At 63.0% G+C, this 15,212-nt stretch carries 17 protein-coding genes; 5 read left to right on the plus strand and 12 right to left on the minus strand.

Annotated features, from left to right (window positions below):
* Nucleotides 1-60 precede the first annotated feature (60 nt).
* Complete coding sequence (locus tag PCJ21_RS05485) at nt 61-252, plus strand: DUF1059 domain-containing protein (protein WP_269930371.1); 192 nt, start codon at nt 61-63, stop codon at nt 250-252.
* A 51-nt stretch (nt 253-303) separates the two neighbouring features.
* On the opposite strand, the gene PCJ21_RS05490 is transcribed toward PCJ21_RS05485, so the two are convergent.
* The 5 genes from PCJ21_RS05490 to PCJ21_RS05510 all read right to left on the minus strand — a co-directional run bounded on the left by PCJ21_RS05490 (nt 304) and on the right by PCJ21_RS05510 (nt 2,790).
* Nucleotides 304-624: a hypothetical protein gene (locus PCJ21_RS05490; RefSeq protein ID WP_269930372.1), complete on the minus strand. Its 321-nt coding sequence runs from the start codon at nt 622-624 to the stop codon at nt 304-306.
* Nucleotides 625-669: 45 nt separating this feature from the next.
* Nucleotides 670-1,062: a low affinity iron permease family protein gene (locus PCJ21_RS05495; RefSeq protein WP_269930373.1), complete on the minus strand. Its 393-nt coding sequence runs from the start codon at nt 1,060-1,062 to the stop codon at nt 670-672.
* A gap of 105 nt (nt 1,063-1,167) precedes the next feature.
* On the minus strand, nt 1,168-1,518 hold the full coding sequence (locus PCJ21_RS05500; protein ID WP_269930691.1) for a DUF488 domain-containing protein: 351 nt from the start codon (nt 1,516-1,518) through the stop codon (nt 1,168-1,170).
* 63 nt (nt 1,519-1,581) lie between these two features.
* Nucleotides 1,582-2,244, minus strand: coding sequence for a DapH/DapD/GlmU-related protein (locus PCJ21_RS05505; RefSeq protein WP_269930374.1), 663 nt, complete (start codon nt 2,242-2,244; stop codon nt 1,582-1,584).
* A gap of 57 nt (nt 2,245-2,301) precedes the next feature.
* Nucleotides 2,302-2,790: a CreA family protein gene (locus tag PCJ21_RS05510; protein ID WP_269930375.1), complete on the minus strand. Its 489-nt coding sequence runs from the start codon at nt 2,788-2,790 to the stop codon at nt 2,302-2,304.
* A gap of 118 nt (nt 2,791-2,908) precedes the next feature.
* Here PCJ21_RS05510 and PCJ21_RS05515 point away from each other — a divergent pair, with 118 nt between their 5' ends.
* The 4 genes from PCJ21_RS05515 to PCJ21_RS05530 all read left to right on the plus strand — a co-directional run bounded on the left by PCJ21_RS05515 (nt 2,909) and on the right by PCJ21_RS05530 (nt 6,524).
* Complete coding sequence (locus tag PCJ21_RS05515; RefSeq protein WP_269930376.1) at nt 2,909-3,112, plus strand: hypothetical protein; 204 nt, start codon at nt 2,909-2,911, stop codon at nt 3,110-3,112.
* 31 nt (nt 3,113-3,143) lie between these two features.
* Nucleotides 3,144-3,722 carry an SCO family protein gene (locus PCJ21_RS05520; RefSeq protein WP_269930377.1) on the plus strand — a complete coding sequence of 193 codons (579 nt, stop codon included), beginning with the start codon at nt 3,144-3,146 and terminating at the stop codon, nt 3,720-3,722.
* A gap of 20 nt (nt 3,723-3,742) precedes the next feature.
* On the plus strand, nt 3,743-4,615 hold the full coding sequence (locus PCJ21_RS05525; protein WP_269930378.1) for a 50S ribosomal protein L11 methyltransferase: 873 nt from the start codon (nt 3,743-3,745) through the stop codon (nt 4,613-4,615).
* A 79-nt stretch (nt 4,616-4,694) separates the two neighbouring features.
* Entirely contained in the window at nt 4,695-6,524 is a 1,830-nt protein-coding gene (locus PCJ21_RS05530) for an aminopeptidase P family protein (RefSeq protein ID WP_269930379.1), read from the plus strand.
* Between the two features lie 365 nt (nt 6,525-6,889).
* On the opposite strand, the gene PCJ21_RS05535 is transcribed toward PCJ21_RS05530, so the two are convergent.
* The 7 genes from PCJ21_RS05535 to lpxC all read right to left on the minus strand — a co-directional run bounded on the left by PCJ21_RS05535 (nt 6,890) and on the right by lpxC (nt 15,152).
* Nucleotides 6,890-7,186, minus strand: coding sequence for an AzlD family protein (locus PCJ21_RS05535; RefSeq protein ID WP_269930380.1), 297 nt, complete (start codon nt 7,184-7,186; stop codon nt 6,890-6,892).
* A complete protein-coding gene (locus tag PCJ21_RS05540; RefSeq protein WP_269930381.1) occupies nt 7,183-7,911 on the minus strand; it encodes an AzlC family ABC transporter permease in 729 nt (242 codons plus the stop codon). Before PCJ21_RS05540 ends, PCJ21_RS05535 begins: the two co-directional genes overlap by 4 nt.
* Nucleotides 7,912-8,078: 167 nt before the next feature.
* Nucleotides 8,079-8,690, minus strand: a complete 612-nt coding sequence (locus PCJ21_RS05545; protein ID WP_269930382.1) for a 3'-5' exonuclease — start codon at nt 8,688-8,690, stop codon at nt 8,079-8,081.
* Nucleotides 8,691-8,698: 8 nt separating this feature from the next.
* Entirely contained in the window at nt 8,699-11,314 is a 2,616-nt protein-coding gene (gene ligA, locus PCJ21_RS05550; RefSeq protein ID WP_269930383.1) for an NAD-dependent DNA ligase LigA, read from the minus strand.
* Between the two features lie 161 nt (nt 11,315-11,475).
* Entirely contained in the window at nt 11,476-13,152 is a 1,677-nt protein-coding gene (recN, locus tag PCJ21_RS05555; protein ID WP_269930384.1) for a DNA repair protein RecN, read from the minus strand.
* A 10-nt stretch (nt 13,153-13,162) separates the two neighbouring features.
* Complete coding sequence (locus PCJ21_RS05560) at nt 13,163-14,032, minus strand: outer membrane protein assembly factor BamD (RefSeq protein ID WP_269930385.1); 870 nt, start codon at nt 14,030-14,032, stop codon at nt 13,163-13,165.
* Nucleotides 14,033-14,216: 184 nt separating this feature from the next.
* On the minus strand, nt 14,217-15,152 hold the full coding sequence (gene lpxC / locus PCJ21_RS05565) for a UDP-3-O-acyl-N-acetylglucosamine deacetylase (protein ID WP_269930386.1): 936 nt from the start codon (nt 15,150-15,152) through the stop codon (nt 14,217-14,219).
* Nucleotides 15,153-15,212 lie beyond the last annotated feature (60 nt).

Genomic DNA, 15,212 nt, shown 5'->3' on the forward strand with positions numbered 1-15,212 from the left:
GCCATGCGCGCGGGAGTAGATTAGATTTTGCTAATGTCTGATCGCAGGGAGGCGAAGACGATGCGCAAATATATCGATTGCCGCGAATTCCCGAGCGAAATGAAATGCACGGTGGCCATCGCGGCCGACAGCGAGGACGAGTTGGTCAACGCCGCCGTCCAGCATGCCATTTCCGTGCACGGCGAAAAGGACACGCCGACCTTCCGCATGGAGATCAAGAAGGCCATCCACACCGGCAGCCCGCCGGCCTGACCGCGCGCCAGGCGCCGCTTCGGCGTCTTCACCTGATTGAAGGCAGGTCGATTACCGGACCGAAGGCCGCTGTTGCGGCTGCGCCGATGCGTCGCTGCGCATCTGCTTCAGACGCTCGGCGGCTGACGCCGCCAGTTCCGCGTAGCGATCCTCAAGCTGCTCGGCGGCAACCAGTACCTCAAGCTCGAAGTCGTTGGCCTCGAGCACCTGCCGCAGCTTTTCGACGAACTCGGCCTGCTGCTCCAGCGCGGCGAACAGCTTTTTGACCTGATCGCGGCTGATGTCGGGATTGGCCAGCGTCGCCGGCACCTCGCGCGCCATCTCCGCGCCGGTCTTGGCTTGTTCCTTGAGAATGTCCAGCCAGTCAGTCACGTCCAACCCACCCGCGTCGCATTGTTGTTCCGACTTGCCCGGTCGTCAACCACTTGCGCGGCGTGCGCCTTTCGCTTGCTTGTCGTGCCGCTTGGCCGCCGCTTCGCATTTCTTGCGGATTTCCTCGACCTCGGTTTCGGTCAGGTGCTCGATGCCGATGAAATTATTGTGGCCGGCGGAAACGCGGATCAGCTCGTCGAGCTTCGTCTGTATCGCCGCGCCATCGCGGTTTTGCGTGTTCTGGATCAGGAAGACCATCAGAAAGGTGATGATCGTCGTCCCGGTGTTGATCACCAGCTGCCAGGTATCGGAGAAACCGAATACCGGACCCGACACGGCCCAGACCAGCACGATGATACAGCAGCCGAGGAAGGTCAGCGGCAGTCCGGCGGCAGAGGCAACCTTGTTGGCCACGCGTGTGAACTTCTTCTCGAACATCGCAAAATCCCTTCGACTGGCGAAGGAAAAACACGTCTCGACCCCAGCGGTTCCGTCTGCGACGCCCTCGGCGTTTCCCGGAACGCCATTGGACAGGAGTGAAATTCAGCGTGCCTCTAGCACCTGCTTCAGCACCACGGCCTGATTGTGCGCCTCGTCGCGAGCCGAATAGACCAGGGTCAGCGGCGCTTTGGCGGCATGCTGCCTGAGATCGTCGAGCAATGCCCGCGCGTTGACCAGTTCCGCGCTGTAGCGCCGACGGAACTCTTCCCACCGCGCCGTCTCGTGTCCGAACCATTTGCGCAGTTCGGTGGAGGGCGCGACTTCCTTCAGCCACAGGTCGACGGCGGCACGATCCTTGGTCATGCCGCGCGGCCAAACGCGGTCGACCAGCACACGGTAGCCGTCTTCGGCGGCAGCCGGTTCGTAGACGCGTTTGATGCCAATGTTGCCCATATCCCCAAGCACAGCCTCCGCCTGCGGGCCTGCTCAGCCCCCGATACCGACAGAATAGGCTTTTCAGGGCGAGTGGAAAGGCGCTTCGGTCGCAGGATTTTCCCAGCGGTCGAGAAAGTCCTCTATCGGCAGGCTCTGCATGTCGGGGATGGCGTCGAACAGGCGATCAGCCGGCCAGTCCCACCAGGCGAGCGCCTCGATGCGCGCGACGATTTCCGCCGGGAACCGCATCTTCAGCCGCTTTGCCGGAACGCCCGCCACGATCTCGAACGGCGCGACATTGTTCGTCACCACCGCATTGGCGCCAACAACCGCGCCGTTGCCGATGCTCACGCCCGGCATGATGACGGCGCCATGTCCGATCCAGACATCGTTGCCGATCCTCACCTGCCTGGCGCGGCGGCGCTCGCGGAAGCCGCCGTCGACGCCGAGATAGCGGAAATACTCGTTGGGCCGGTAGCTCACCTTGTGGGTGGTCAGGCGCTCCATCGGATGGTCCAGCGCATTGATGCGGCTGTTGGCGGCGATCGAGCAGAACTTGCCGATGCTGGTGTAGATCGCCTCCGCGTGGCGCTCGAAGTAGGAGTAATCGCCGACGACGACCTCGCGCAGCACGCAACGTTCGCCGATCGCCACGTGACGGCCGAGCCGGCAGCTTTTCAGCTCCGATGTCGGGTGGATGCGCGGTTCGTCATCCTTGAAGCGCAGGTCGGCAGGCGTGTCCATGCCGCAGGCTTTACGCCTGCCCTGCCCGCCTCGCAAGCTGCCGCGTTGCGGCCGAAGCTACTGCGGCTTGCCGTTGGTCCATACCACTTCTTGATTGTAAAGCGGCACCGTCGTCATCGACATCTTGGCCGAGCCGTCCTGCACCTGCCGCGAATGGGCGAGATAGATCAGCGTCTGGTTCTGCTTGTCGTAGATCCGGTTGACCACCTGCTCCTTCCAGATCAGCGAGATGCCCTGCTTGAACACCTCTTCGCCGCCCTGCGAGAGCGAGATGTCGCCGATGCTGATCGGGCCGGTCTGCTCGCATGAAATCGCCGTGTCCGACGGGTTCTCGAACCAATTGCCCTTCTGCAGGCGGTCGATCACGCCGCGGTCGAAATAGGCGACGTGGCAGGTCACGCCCTCGACCTTGGGGTCCTTGATGGCATCGATGACGATGTCATTGCCAAACCAGTCGACACCGACTTCTCCGACCTGTTCGGCATTGGCGGGCGCCGCCACGCCAACTGCGAGAGCCGTCGCAAGAACAAAAAGGCTGCGCCGCATGGAAATCTCCTGATGTCTGATCTCGTCCCACACTTGGGTCAGCAAGGCACACGTTGCAAGGCTAACTCGGTTCGGCGCCTCGCGAAATGGTGTTCGCCACATGGCCAACGGCGTCAACATGTCCCTTTTGACAAAGCGCGCGGCGCGCTATGAAGAGCACATGAAACAGGCCCAGCCCATATCGCTTGCGAGGACCGCGTCGATCGCGCTCGGCCTCGCTGCGTTTGCGGCCGCATCGGGCCTCGCCTTCGCCTCCTGGCTGGACAACAGCGACGGCATCTTCATGTCGCTCGTCGAGGCCGGCATGTCGTGGTGCTTCTGAGAAGCAAGCCAATCACATGGAATCACAATCGATGATGCGTACGATCCTTGTCGGCATTCTCATTCTCATGGCCGCCGGCGTTGGTTGGCTGACCTTCGACTGGTATCGCGGCCAGAACGCGGCCCAGGCCTTCGGCGCCCCCTTCGTGCTCGTCGACCAGAAGGGCGCCGAAATCACCGAGGCAGCCTTCCGCGGCCAGCCGAGCGCCGTATTCTTCGGCTTCACCCATTGCCCTGAGGTCTGCCCGACCACGCTGTTCGAGCTCGACGGCCTGCTCAAGCAGATGGGCGACGAGGGCAAGGACATCCGCGCCTACTTCGTCTCCGTCGATCCCGAGCGTGACACGCCCGAGGTGATGAACACCTACGTCACCAACGTTTCCGACCGCATCACCGGCATCACCGGCACTCCCGACAAGATCGCGGCCATGGCCAAGTCCTTCGGCATCTACTCCAAGAAGGTGCCGACCGAGGGCGGCGACTACACCATGGACCATACGGCTTCGGTGCTGCTGCTCGACAGCAAGGGTGATTTCTTCGGCACCATAGCCTATGAGGAGAATCCTGAGACCGCGCTCGCCAAGCTCAAGCGGCTTGCGAACGAAGGCTGACCTTACTCCCCGGATCCAACATGACCCAGACACGGCTGCACATCACCACAGGCCGCGAAGCCGCCAACCGCATTTTCGCCGCCCTTGAGACCGCCTTCGAAGAAGATGGCTGGCCGATCGCCGTGATCGAGATCGACGAGGACAGTGACATCCATGAGGTGTCTCTCTATGCCGACGGCGAGGTCGAGGATATCGCCCGCCGCATGGCCGAAGTCGTTGCAGAATCCGGCCACAAGGGCCAACTCGGCCGCGAGGTGCTGCCAGATGTCGACTGGGTGGCGAAGTCGCTGGAAGGCCTGAAGCCGGTCGAAGCCGGCCGCTTCATCGTCCATGGCAGCCACGACCGCGAGGATGTTCGTCCCGGCCAGATCGCGATCGAGATCGAGGCCGGCCTGGCCTTCGGCACGGGCCATCACGGCACGACAGCCGGCTGCCTGGAAATGATCGAGAAGGTGGTCGCGGCGGAAGCGCCGGCCAACGCGCTGGACCTGGGCACCGGCAGCGCCGTGCTCGCCATCGCCGTCGCCAAACTCGCGCCGATCCCGGTTCTTGCCACCGACATCGATCCGGTGGCGACCGAGGTCGCGTCCGCCAATGTGCACCTGAACGGCGCCGAGGCCCATGTCGAGGCCGTGACGGCGGAAGGTTTCGACGCGCCGATCTTCGCGGCGCGCGGGCCGTTCGATCTGATCGTCGCCAACATCCTGGCGCAGCCGCTGATGCTGATGGCCCCCGACATGGCGCAGCACCTGTCGCCAAGGGGATCGCTGATCCTGTCAGGCATCCTCGACCGCCAGCACGACGCCGTGCTCGCGGCCTACGTCGCGGCGGGCTTCCGCCACGTCGAGACCTTCCACCGTGAAGGCTGGGTGACGATCCACCTCAAGCGTTGAGTCTCTGGTCCGAGCGTAGCCGTTGCCAGCATCGGCCCGCCCGGATACGTTCCCGAAAGCATATTCTCGGGAAATCACCATGTTCCAGTCATTCGATTCCGCCGGCGATCCCTCCGTCGGCAAGCCGCGCGTAGCACTTCTCAGGCAGTGGCTCTTGGAAAACGGGCTCGACGGTTTCGTCGTGCCCCGCGCCGACGAGCACCAGGGCGAATACGTCGCCCCGCGCTCCAACCGACTGCGCTGGCTGACCGGCTTCAGCGGCTCGGCCGGCGTGGCGATCGTGCTCGCCAAGAGCGCATATGTCTTCGTCGACGGCCGCTACACCCTGCAGGTACGTGACGAGGTCGATCTCGACATCTTCACCGTCGAAAGCCTGATCGACAACCCGCCGGCAAGCTGGATCAAGGAAACACTTCCCAAGGGCGCGCGGCTTGGCTTCGATCCGTGGCTTCACACCATGGGTGACGTCAGGGCGCTGACCGCCGCCGCCGAAAAAGCCGGCGCGACGCTGGTGCCGCTTTCGAGCAACCCCATCGACGCCATCTGGGCCGACCAGCCCGATGCGCCGCTGGCGGCCGTCGAAATCCACCCCGAGGCCTTCGCCGGCGAACTCGCCAAGGACAAGCTGAAGCGGCTGGCAGCGGCCATCGCCGCCGACGGCGCCACCCATGCCGTATTGACCGACCCGTCGTCGCTGGCCTGGACCTTCAACATCCGCGGCAGAGACGTTCCGCACACGCCGCTGGCGCTCGGCTTCGCCATCCTCGCCGCCGACGGCAGCCACAAGGTGTATCTCGACAAGCGCAAGCTTGGCCGCACCGAGGAAGCCTATCTCACCCAGTTGGCCGACATCGAGGCACCTTCCAGGCTGGAGGCAGCACTTGCGGCACTCGCCAAGTTAGGCGCCAGGATCGCCCTCGACCCGGTGCTCGCCGCCGACCGGCTGCGCGCCCTGATCGAAGACAATGGTGGAACCGTGGTCTCCGCGCCCGACCCTGCCCGCCTGCCGCGCGCCACCAAGAACAAAGCCGAGATATCGGGCGCCCGCTCCGCGCACCGCCGCGATGGCGCTGCCGTCGCCAAATTGCTGTGCTGGCTCGATCGCCAGCAGCCGGGCAAGGTCGATGAGATCGAGGTGGTGACCAGGCTCGAGGAATGTCGCCGGTTGACCGGCGAGGAAACCCAGATGCCGCTGCGCGACGTCTCGTTCGACACGATTTCAGGCGCCGGCCCGAACGGTGCGATCATGCACTATCGCGTTTCCCGCGCCACCAGCCGCATACTCGGCGACGGGGAGCTGTTCCTGCTCGATTCGGGCGCGCAGTATCAGGACGGCACCACCGACATCACCCGCACCGTTCCGGTCGGAAAGCCCACCGAGGAGATGCGCGAACGCTTCACGCTGGTGCTCAAGGGCCTGATCGCCATTTCGACGGCGCGGTTTCCCGCAGGCGCCCGCGGCTGCGACATCGACGTTCTGGCGCGCATCGCCCTGTGGAAGCACGGGCTCGACTTCGCCCATGGCACCGGCCACGGCGTCGGCTCTTATCTCGCGGTTCATGAGGGCCCGCAGCGCATCGCCAAGACCGGCACCGAGAAGCTGCTGACCGGCATGATCCTGTCCAACGAGCCCGGCTATTACAAGGAAGGCCACTACGGCATCCGGCTGGAGAACCTGATTCTCGTCACCAGGCCCGAGGCCTTGCCCGGCGGCGATATCGCCATGCACGGCTTCGAGACGCTGACGCTCGCGCCTTTCGACCAGCGCCTGCTGCGCGCCGATCTGTTGACCCGCGAGGAACTCGACTGGCTCAATGCCTATCACGCCCGCGTTCTGGCCGAGATCGGTCCGATGCTCGACGGCGAAACGCTCGCCTGGCTGGAAAAGGCCACCGCGGCGATCCGCTGAGGATGCCTGAGGCCGGCCCTACAGGGGCCGGTTTGTGCCGCAATGCGGTGGCGCGGTACTGCGTCCTTCGACAAGCTCAGGATGAGGACCGGTTGCGCTGGCCCTGCTGGGTTGGCCACCTGAAAAGGTCGACGCTACAATATCGGCGCTATCCTGCGTCCGGCGATAGCGCCAACGGACCTCATCCTGAGCTTGTCGAAGGACGCACGATGGGGGCAGGCTGCGCTGGCCATGCTGGGTTGGCCACCTGAAAAAGTCGACGCTACACTATCGACGCTATCCTGCGTCGGGCGATAGCCAGCGGTCCTCATCCTGAGCTTGTCGAAGGACGCACGACACCTCTGCCGCGCCCGACAGCAAATCCCTCAGCCGAGGAAATGCCTGAGAGCAATCAGCACGGCGGCGCCGGCCAGGAACATCGCCATCAGCCCGCCGCGCAGCGACACCACCGCCGCAACCGCAAGGGCGGCAAGCTCTGCCGGGCCGGCTGAAAGGGCTGCAGGCGCAACCAGAGTGGTCAGAACCGCCGCCGGCACTGCGTTGAGCCCCGCCTCGACGCGCGGATGAATGCGCTCGAAGCGCGAGATGACGAGATGCCCGCCGACCCGCGTCAGATAGGTGGCGACCGCGCCGGCGATGATGATCCAAAGGGTCGCGCTCACGACACCACCTCCACGGTCTCTTCGTCATCGACAGCATCGTCGGCGCGCACTGGCAACGCCGCTGCCAGCAGCACGCCCGCCAATGCGCCGATCGAGACATGCCAGGGCGAGCCGACCGTCTTGTAGGCGACCATCGACGCCACGGCGCTGGCGACGACGATCGGCAGCCAGCGCGGGCGCTTGCGGAAACTCATCACCAACCCGAGGAAATAGATCGGCAACAGGAAATCCAGGCCGATGGCGTGCGGATCGGGGATCAGCCGGCCGAACAATGCGCCCAGTGCGCTTTCGGCGACCCAGAACACGTAGATCGGCACCGCCATGCCCATGTACCAGGCGAAGGTGACCTCGTGGCCGCCCTCGCCTCGGCGCTCGGCTTCGGCATATTGCGGATCGACCAGGAAGAAGTACCCGATCGCCTGCTTTAGGAATGGCCAATGGTCGATGTGCTTTCCCACAGCCGCCGAATACAGCACGTGGCGGAAATTGACCGCGAAGATCGACAGAACGACGAGCCAGGGCGCGACATGCTGGCCGAACAGCTCGATGCCCACCAACTGGCTGGCGCCGCCATAGATGGTCGCGCTCATCAAGGTGGCTTCGGCCACGCTGAAGCCGTTGTCGATTGCCAAGGCCCCGAACAGGATGGCGAAGGGCGCGGACGCCACCACCACCGGGACGCTCACCCGCGCGCCTTGCCAGAATTCACCTCGACGATCAGACATTTGGCCTCCGTGGCGCATCGGCCCCAGATCGAACTTTGATTGTTGGAATGCACGATGCAGGTCGACGTCGAAACGCAGGGCAGCTCGACCAAGGCTCCATCGCCTGCACGGAGGTTTGAATAAGTCAGCCGGCTTTGGCTGTCACATCAATTCGGTTGAGCCAACGATCAGCGTTTCTGTCGCGAAGGCGTGGCCCGCTTCACCGAACAGGGCGTATAGCCACCGGCATGGAGACGTCCGGTCGTCATCTCCAGCTTGATCGGCAGGTCGCGCAGCGACGCCACATTCAGCTTTCGAGCTGCCGCCAGGGCCACCTCGCCGCAGGCATGCGCATCCTCGGCCGCATTGTGGTGCTTGAACGAGAAGTCGATGTGGCGCGACACCTCGTTGAGCCGGTGCGAAGCGAGGTCTTGCCACACCACCTTGGCCATCTTGAGGGTGCAGGCATAATCGATGCTCGGACAGCTGACGCCGTACAGCGCATAAGTCGCCCGGATCACGCTCATGTCGAACGACGCGTTGTGGGCGATCACCAGCGTGTCGGAGAGGTCCGCCTCGAACTCCTCCATCACCTCGGGGAATTCCGCCGCATCCTCGACGTGCTCAGGCAGGATGCCGTGGACGGCGATGTTGAAGCGCGAGAAGCGCATGTCCCTGGGTCGGATCAGTCGCTCCTCGACGCGGATGACCGCGCCGTCCTCGATCCACGCAAGACCGACCGAGCACGGGCTGCTGCGCTGCTCGTTGGCAGTTTCGAAGTCGATGGCAAGTGCACGCATGAGATCGTTCAGCCCGCCTGCCCGACCCGCTCGAACCATTGGTCCTCGGAAATCACTTCGATGCCCAGGTCGGTGGCAGCCTTGAGCTTCGAGCCTGCCCCCGGCCCGGCGACCACCAGGTCGGTCTTCTTGGACACCGAGCCGGCGACCTTGGCGCCGAGCTTTTCGGCCATCGCCTTCGCCTCGTCGCGCGACATCTTCTCCAGCGATCCGGTGAAGACTACGGTCTTTCCCGAGACCGGCGACGACACGTCGCCGATGCGTTCCTCATCGAGCGGAGTTACTTCGGCAACAAGCGCGTCGACCACCTGCCGGTTGTGTTCCTCGGCGAAGAACTCGACCACCGCCTCGGCGACGATGGTGCCGATGCCGTTGATCCCGGTCAATTCCTGCCAGGCGGCATTGCCCTTGTCGCCCTTGCCTTCGGGCATGACGGCGGCCTGGCCCGCCTGCCGCAAGGCATCGAAGCTGATGTAGTGGCGCGCCAGCCGCTTGGCGTTGGTCTCGCCGATGTGGCGGATGCCGAGCGCAAACAGGAACCGCGAGAATTCGACCTGCCGCCGGTCGTCGATTGCCGCGAAAAGCTTGCGCGCCGACGTCGCGCCGAAGCCGTCGATGTTTTCGAGCTTGGTCAGCGAGCCCTCTTGTCGCCGCCTCAGCGTGAAGATGTCGGCCGGCGAGCCGATGTGCAACGCCGGATCCTGCGACTGGAAGAAGAACTCGATCTGCTTTTCACCGAGGCCCTCGATGTCGAAGGCGTTGCGCGACACGAAATGGCGAAGCCGCTCCACCGCCTGCGCCGGGCAGATCAGGCCGCCGGTGCAGCGGCGCACCACCTCGCCCTCCTCGCGCACCGCGTGGCTGTCGCAGGCCGGGCAGCGCGTCGGAAACGGGTAGGACTGCGCATCCGCCGGCCGCTTTTCCATGACGACATCGAGGATCTGCGGAATGACGTCCCCCGCCCGCTGGACGATGACGGTGTCGCCGACGCGGATGTCATGGCCCTCGTCGCGAATGGCCTGGCCGCTGTTGCCGATGCCCTTGATGTAATCCTCGTTGTGCAGCGTGGCGTTGGTCACCACCACGCCGCCCACCGTCACCGGCTGCAGCCGCGCAACCGGGGTCAGCGAGCCGGTGCGGCCCACCTGGATGTCGATGCCGAGCAGCACGGTCGTCGCCTTCTCCGCCGGAAACTTGTGCGCAATGGCCCAGCGCGGGCTGCGGGAGCGGAAACCAAGACGCGCCTGCAAGTCGAGTTGATCAACTTTGTAGACGACACCATCAATATCGTAGTCTAGAATCGAACGATCTAAGCCAATCTCACGATAATGCGCAATAATGTCATCTATCTTGACCAGCCTCTTCATCATCGGATTGACCGGAAAACCCCACAGCTTAAACACTTCAACCATACCAAGTTGCGTGTCAGCCGGCATCTCTGACATTTCCCCCCAGGCATAGGCGAAGAAGCGGAGTTTGCGCCCTTCTGTCACCGACGCGTCAAGCTGTCGTAGCGATCCAGCCGCCGTGTTACGAGGATTGACAAAGGCCTGCTTGCCCTCTGCTATCATCTGTTCATTCAGCGCTTGGAAATCGCTCTTGGCCATATAGACCTCACCCCGCACCTCAGCGATGGCTGGGGCACCTGCCGGCAACTCTTTCGGAATCTCACTGATAGTACGAATGTTGGCGGTCACGTTTTCCCCGGTCGTGCCATCTCCGCGCGTCGCCGCGCTCACCAGCCGACCGTTTTCGTAGCGGATCGACATAGAAAGGCCGTCAATCTTAGGTTCGGAGGTGAATCGGATCGAGTCGTCTGGAAAGCGACCTAGAAAACGATAGACGGCCCCCACGAAATTCCGAACGTCTTCATCAGAAAATGCATTGTCCAGCGACAGCATCGGTCGAGTATGGACAATCGGAGCGAATGTCGGCAGCGGTGCGGCGCCTACAACTTTCTGCAAATCATCTTGCAGCCTAATATACTTTCTCCCCTCCTCAGCAATTACTGAGTAAAGTCTCTTCAAATAGTCAAAACTAGAGTCGGTTATAACCGGCTTATCATACTTGTGATACATCTCATCGGCGAACAAGATATAATCACGAAGCCTATCCAAATCACCTTTGATATTTCCAATCTTCCCAGAAAAGAAATCCCTTATGTACAATCTCTTATCCGACTCAGAGTTCCGCAACGATATCTCATTGTGGAATTTATGCATTTCATTTATGATTTCCTTCCCACCAGAGAAGTACAATTGATGAAAAACATCGGATAAGTCAGATTTGTATAAATTAGGAGCAATCAATACATAGTCATCTGCAATGTCATTGATCTTTTTGCTTGTTCCGACAAATTGATTTGTTTCGCTTAATTTCTTTTCTAGCTTTGTAATTATACTAAACGGTACAAACTCCCGTTCAACAACAAGCGTCTCGCTCGGGAAGCGAGCCAATAGAACTGCAAGTTTACGCTTTAGAACATCATACTGCATGTCCGATATTTGTGGTGAACCCACAATATAAGCATGATCATGCTTGTTTAGCAACTTAAGCAAGTTGGCCGCTTCGACGCCAGCCTCTTGCCTTGTTACATTTTCGACGTCACTGAGATCTATCGGCATAGCAAACCCTAGAAGGCCAACGAAGGCTGCTCTCCCTCGCATAAACGCGGCCACCATAGATCAGGATGCGCGCGGGCGGGAGCCGTCGGCGGCGAATTCCACGTCAAATCAGCGGGATCGCAAAGGCTCCTGCCATCAGCAACCTGCCCCTTTGGGGCAGGTCAGGACACGGCGGCCGTGTTCTCGCGCAGCAGCCGTTCCGCGGCGGCGCGCGCCTCCTCGGTGATGGTCGCGCCCGACAGCATGCGGGCGATCTCTTCCTGGCGCGCCGGGCGATCCATCTCGTGGATGCCGGTAGCCACCTTGTCGGTGTTGCCCTTCTTGGAGATCAGGAAATGCGTGGCCGCGCGCGCCGCCACCTGCGGCGCATGCGTCACCGAAAGCACCTGCACACGGCCGGAAAGCCGCGCCAGCCGTTGGCCGATGGCGTCGGCCACCGCTCCGCCCACGCCGGTGTCGATTTCGTCGAAGACCAGCGTCGGCGCCGAACCGCGATCGGCAAGCGCCACCTTGAGCGCCAGCAAAAAGCGCGACAGTTCGCCGCCGGACGCCACCTTCATCATCGGGCCGGGTCGCGTGCCCGGATTGGTGCGCACCCAGAACTCCACCTGGTCGATGCCTTCGAGCATGCGATTGTCGGTCTGGCTCGACATCTCGACCAGGAATTCGGCGCGTTCGAGCTTGAGCTCGGGCAATTCGGCCATGACAGTCTTGCGCAGGCTTTCGGCCGCTGTCTTGCGCAGTTCCGAAAGGTTCGCCGCGATGCGGTCATAGGCGTCGCGGCTGGCGGCGGCCTGCTGCTCCAGGCCCTGCAGGCGTTCTTCGCCGGCGTCGAGGTCGGCGAGATCGGCAACCATCGTATCGCGCAGCTTGGCAAGGTCATCGACCGGAACGCTGTGCTTGCGCGCCGCGGCGCGCAGCGCAAACAGCCGCTCCTCGGCCTTCTCCAGCCGGTGCGGGTCGTATTCGGTGGCGCGCAGTGCCGCATCGACCCCGGACTGCGCCGCATCCAGAGAGATCATCGCCTCGTCGAGCGACTTCACCACCTCGTCGAGAAGCCCGGGCACCTCTGCCGCCTTGCGCTGCAGCCGGCGCAACAGGCTGGCGAGTTGCGGCAACGGCGACGACGAGCCCGACAGCACGTCCTGCGCGTCCTGGATTTCGGACGCGATCTTTTCGACGCGCATCATCGCCGCGCGCAGTTCGGCGAGTTCGCTTTCCTCGCCGGGCTGGGGATCGAGCTTGCCCAGTTCCCCCACCGCGGCGCGCAGATATTCGGCCTCGCGGGCCGCGGCTTCCACCCGCGCCCGATGGCGTGACAGCTCCTGCTCGGCATGTCGCCACAGCTTCCAGGCGTCGCCCGTGGCCCTCGCCTCGCCGACATGGCCGCCGAAGGAATCGAGCACGTCGCGATGCGCACCGGCATCGACCAGCGCGCGGTCGTCGTGCTGGCCGTGGATTTCGACCAGCGCGCGGCCGATGTCGCGCATCAGGGTGACGCTGGATGGCTGGTCGTTGACGAAGACCCGCGTCCGCCCGTCTGCCGTCTGCACCCGCCGGAGAATGATGTCGCCATCGTCCTCGATGGCGTTTTCAGCCAGGAGCCCGCGCACCGGATGGTTGCGCGGCACGTCAAACACCGCCGTCACCTGCCCTTGCGTCGCACCGTGGCGGACAAGCGAAGCATCGCCGCGCGCGCCAAGCGCGAGCGACAATGCGTCGAGAAGAATGGATTTGCCGGCGCCGGTTTCACCGGTCAGCACGGACAAGCCGGGGGCGAAATCGATGTCCAGCCGTTCGATCAGGACGATATCGCGGATCGATAGGCGAGCGAGCATCTATTTCTGGTCAGGCGCCGGAGAACAGCTTTCCGGCCTTGGAAATCCACGAGCCCGCATTCTCGCGCGGCTGCAAGCCGCCCGTCTGCAGAAGCTTGTAGGAATCCTTGTACCACTGGCTGTCGGGGTAATTCTGGCCGAGCACGGCTGCAGCGGTCTGCGCCTCCGAGGTCAGGCCCATCGCATAATAGGTCTCGACCAGACGGGCGAGCGCCTCTTCGACGTGACGCGTGTTCGAGTAGTTCTCGACCACGTTGCGGAAACGCTTGGCCGAAGCGATGAACTCGCGGCGCTCGAGATAATAGCGGCCAATCTGCATTTCCTTGCCGGCGAGCTGGTCGCGGGCAAAGCGCATCTTGGCATTGGCGTCGTCGACATATTCCGACTCGGGCCAGCGCTGGACGACCTCGGTCATCGCCTCGATGGTGCGACGCGCCTCCTTCTGATCCTGCGTCACGTCGCGAATCTGGCGGAAGTAGCTGAGGCCGATGATGTACTGCGCGTAGGCGGCGTCGTCGGTGGAAGGATAGAGCGCGAGATAACGCTTGGCCGAATTGACGGCCTCCTCGTAGGAGCCCTGGCGATAGCTGGCGAAGGCGCCCATCACCATCGACTTGCGCGCCCACTCCGAATACGGGTGCTGGCGGTCGACAGCCTCGAACTTGCGGCTGGCCTCCTTCAGGCGACCCGCGTTCAGGTTGGCTAGGCCCTGATTGTAGAGCACGTCCGCCGGCTCGGTCTGTTCGACATAGCTAGCCAGGTCGACGTCGGCCTCGCCCGACATGCAACCGGAGAGCGCAACGGCCGGAACGATGAGGGAGAGCGCAACGGCCAGGGGCTTGACGCGCAATTTCAATCGATCGGCTTGTATCAATGACATCACAGAGTTCCGCCCCTTTGGCGCTGTTTCGCTTTTTAGGCAACTGGCCATAGATCACAACTGGCCGTGCCGGGCAACGCTATCAGCCGCCAATCGCGCAATTTTGTGGCATGCCCCGGAACAAGCCGATTCGCCGGCCGAGTGGTGCAGCAGGGCCACACCGCCTCCCCGCGACGTGTCGATGTCAGAGCGTCCAGGGCGCGTGGACGGCGGCGCTGACGGCAATCAACTCGGCCGAACGACCGCGCTCGCGGCGATTCGTCTCGACGACCTCGAACGCCGAATGGTCGGACAGCAGGCGGCGCAGGGCAGCTGCGTTGAGCCTGTGGCCGCCGCGATAGGAGCGGAAGCAGCCGATGAAGCGCGCGCCGGCGAGCGCCAGGTCACCCATGGCGTCGAGCGTCTTGTGGCGCACGAATTCGTTGGAAAACCGCAGGCCTTCCATGTTGATGATGTGGTTGTCGTCACCGATGACCACCGAGTTCTCGAGCGACGAGCCGAGCGCATAGCCCGCTGCCCACAGCCGCTCGACATCCTTCATGAAGCCAAAGGTGCGGGCGCGCGAAATCTCGCGGCGGAAAATGTCGTCGTTGATGTCGGAGGCAAACGACTGCCGGCCGATAGCCGGGCTCTCGAAATCGATCTCGACTTCGAAACGCGTGCCGCCATAAGGGCGGAACTCGGCCCAGGATGCGCCGCTTTCGATGCGAACCGGCTTGACCACGCGGATATAGCGACGCTTGACGCCCTGGATTTCGATGCCGGCCTGGTCGATGGCTTCGACGAACTGAGCCGCGCTGCCGTCGAGAATCGGCACTTCGGTGCCATCGACTTCGATCAGCAGATTGTCGATGCCGAGGCCGAACAGGGCAGCCATCAGGTGTTCGATCGTCGCGATGTGGACACCGGCGGGGTCGCCGAGCAAGGTGCAAAGATCCGTTGCACCCACTTCTGACACAATTGCACGGAACTCTTGGCCAGCAACCTGAAATACCACGCCCGTGTCGGCATCAGCCGGCGCGAAATGGATAGACACGGGCTTTCCGCTATGGACGCCAATGCCCGTCAGGGAGACGCGCGATTTGAGTGTTGTCTGATAGTCCTGCAACTTGATCCCCATATGCCCAATCATGTCACGCCCGCTTCGCCCGATTACGGCATACGGATCTAGACAAACTCG

This window comes from Aminobacter sp. HY435 (assembly GCF_027568395.1).
Lineage (GTDB): Bacteria > Pseudomonadota > Alphaproteobacteria > Rhizobiales > Rhizobiaceae > Aminobacter.

Bases quoted from the DNA above. Each gene is read 5' to 3' on its own strand.
- PCJ21_RS05485 (WP_269930371.1), top strand. From the start codon at position 61: ATGCGCAAATATATCGATTGCCGCGAATTCCCGAGCGAAATGAAATGC.
- PCJ21_RS05495 (WP_269930373.1), bottom strand. From the start codon at position 1,062: ATGTTCGAGAAGAAGTTCACACGCGTGGCCAACAAGGTTGCCTCTGCC.
- PCJ21_RS05500 (WP_269930691.1), bottom strand. From the start codon at position 1,518: ATGGGCAACATTGGCATCAAACGCGTCTACGAACCGGCTGCCGCCGAA.
- PCJ21_RS05505 (WP_269930374.1), bottom strand. From the start codon at position 2,244: ATGGACACGCCTGCCGACCTGCGCTTCAAGGATGACGAACCGCGCATC.
- PCJ21_RS05510 (WP_269930375.1), bottom strand. From the start codon at position 2,790: ATGCGGCGCAGCCTTTTTGTTCTTGCGACGGCTCTCGCAGTTGGCGTG.
- PCJ21_RS05515 (WP_269930376.1), top strand. From the start codon at position 2,909: ATGTCCCTTTTGACAAAGCGCGCGGCGCGCTATGAAGAGCACATGAAA.
- PCJ21_RS05520 (WP_269930377.1), top strand. From the start codon at position 3,144: ATGATGCGTACGATCCTTGTCGGCATTCTCATTCTCATGGCCGCCGGC.
- PCJ21_RS05525 (WP_269930378.1), top strand. From the start codon at position 3,743: ATGACCCAGACACGGCTGCACATCACCACAGGCCGCGAAGCCGCCAAC.
- PCJ21_RS05530 (WP_269930379.1), top strand. From the start codon at position 4,695: ATGTTCCAGTCATTCGATTCCGCCGGCGATCCCTCCGTCGGCAAGCCG.
- PCJ21_RS05540 (WP_269930381.1), bottom strand. From the start codon at position 7,911: ATGTCTGATCGTCGAGGTGAATTCTGGCAAGGCGCGCGGGTGAGCGTC.
- PCJ21_RS05545 (WP_269930382.1), bottom strand. From the start codon at position 8,690: ATGCGTGCACTTGCCATCGACTTCGAAACTGCCAACGAGCAGCGCAGC.
- ligA (WP_269930383.1), bottom strand. From the start codon at position 11,314: ATGCCGATAGATCTCAGTGACGTCGAAAATGTAACAAGGCAAGAGGCT.
- recN (WP_269930384.1), bottom strand. From the start codon at position 13,152: ATGCTCGCTCGCCTATCGATCCGCGATATCGTCCTGATCGAACGGCTG.
- PCJ21_RS05560 (WP_269930385.1), bottom strand. From the start codon at position 14,032: ATGTCATTGATACAAGCCGATCGATTGAAATTGCGCGTCAAGCCCCTG.
- lpxC (WP_269930386.1), bottom strand. From the start codon at position 15,152: ATGGGGATCAAGTTGCAGGACTATCAGACAACACTCAAATCGCGCGTC.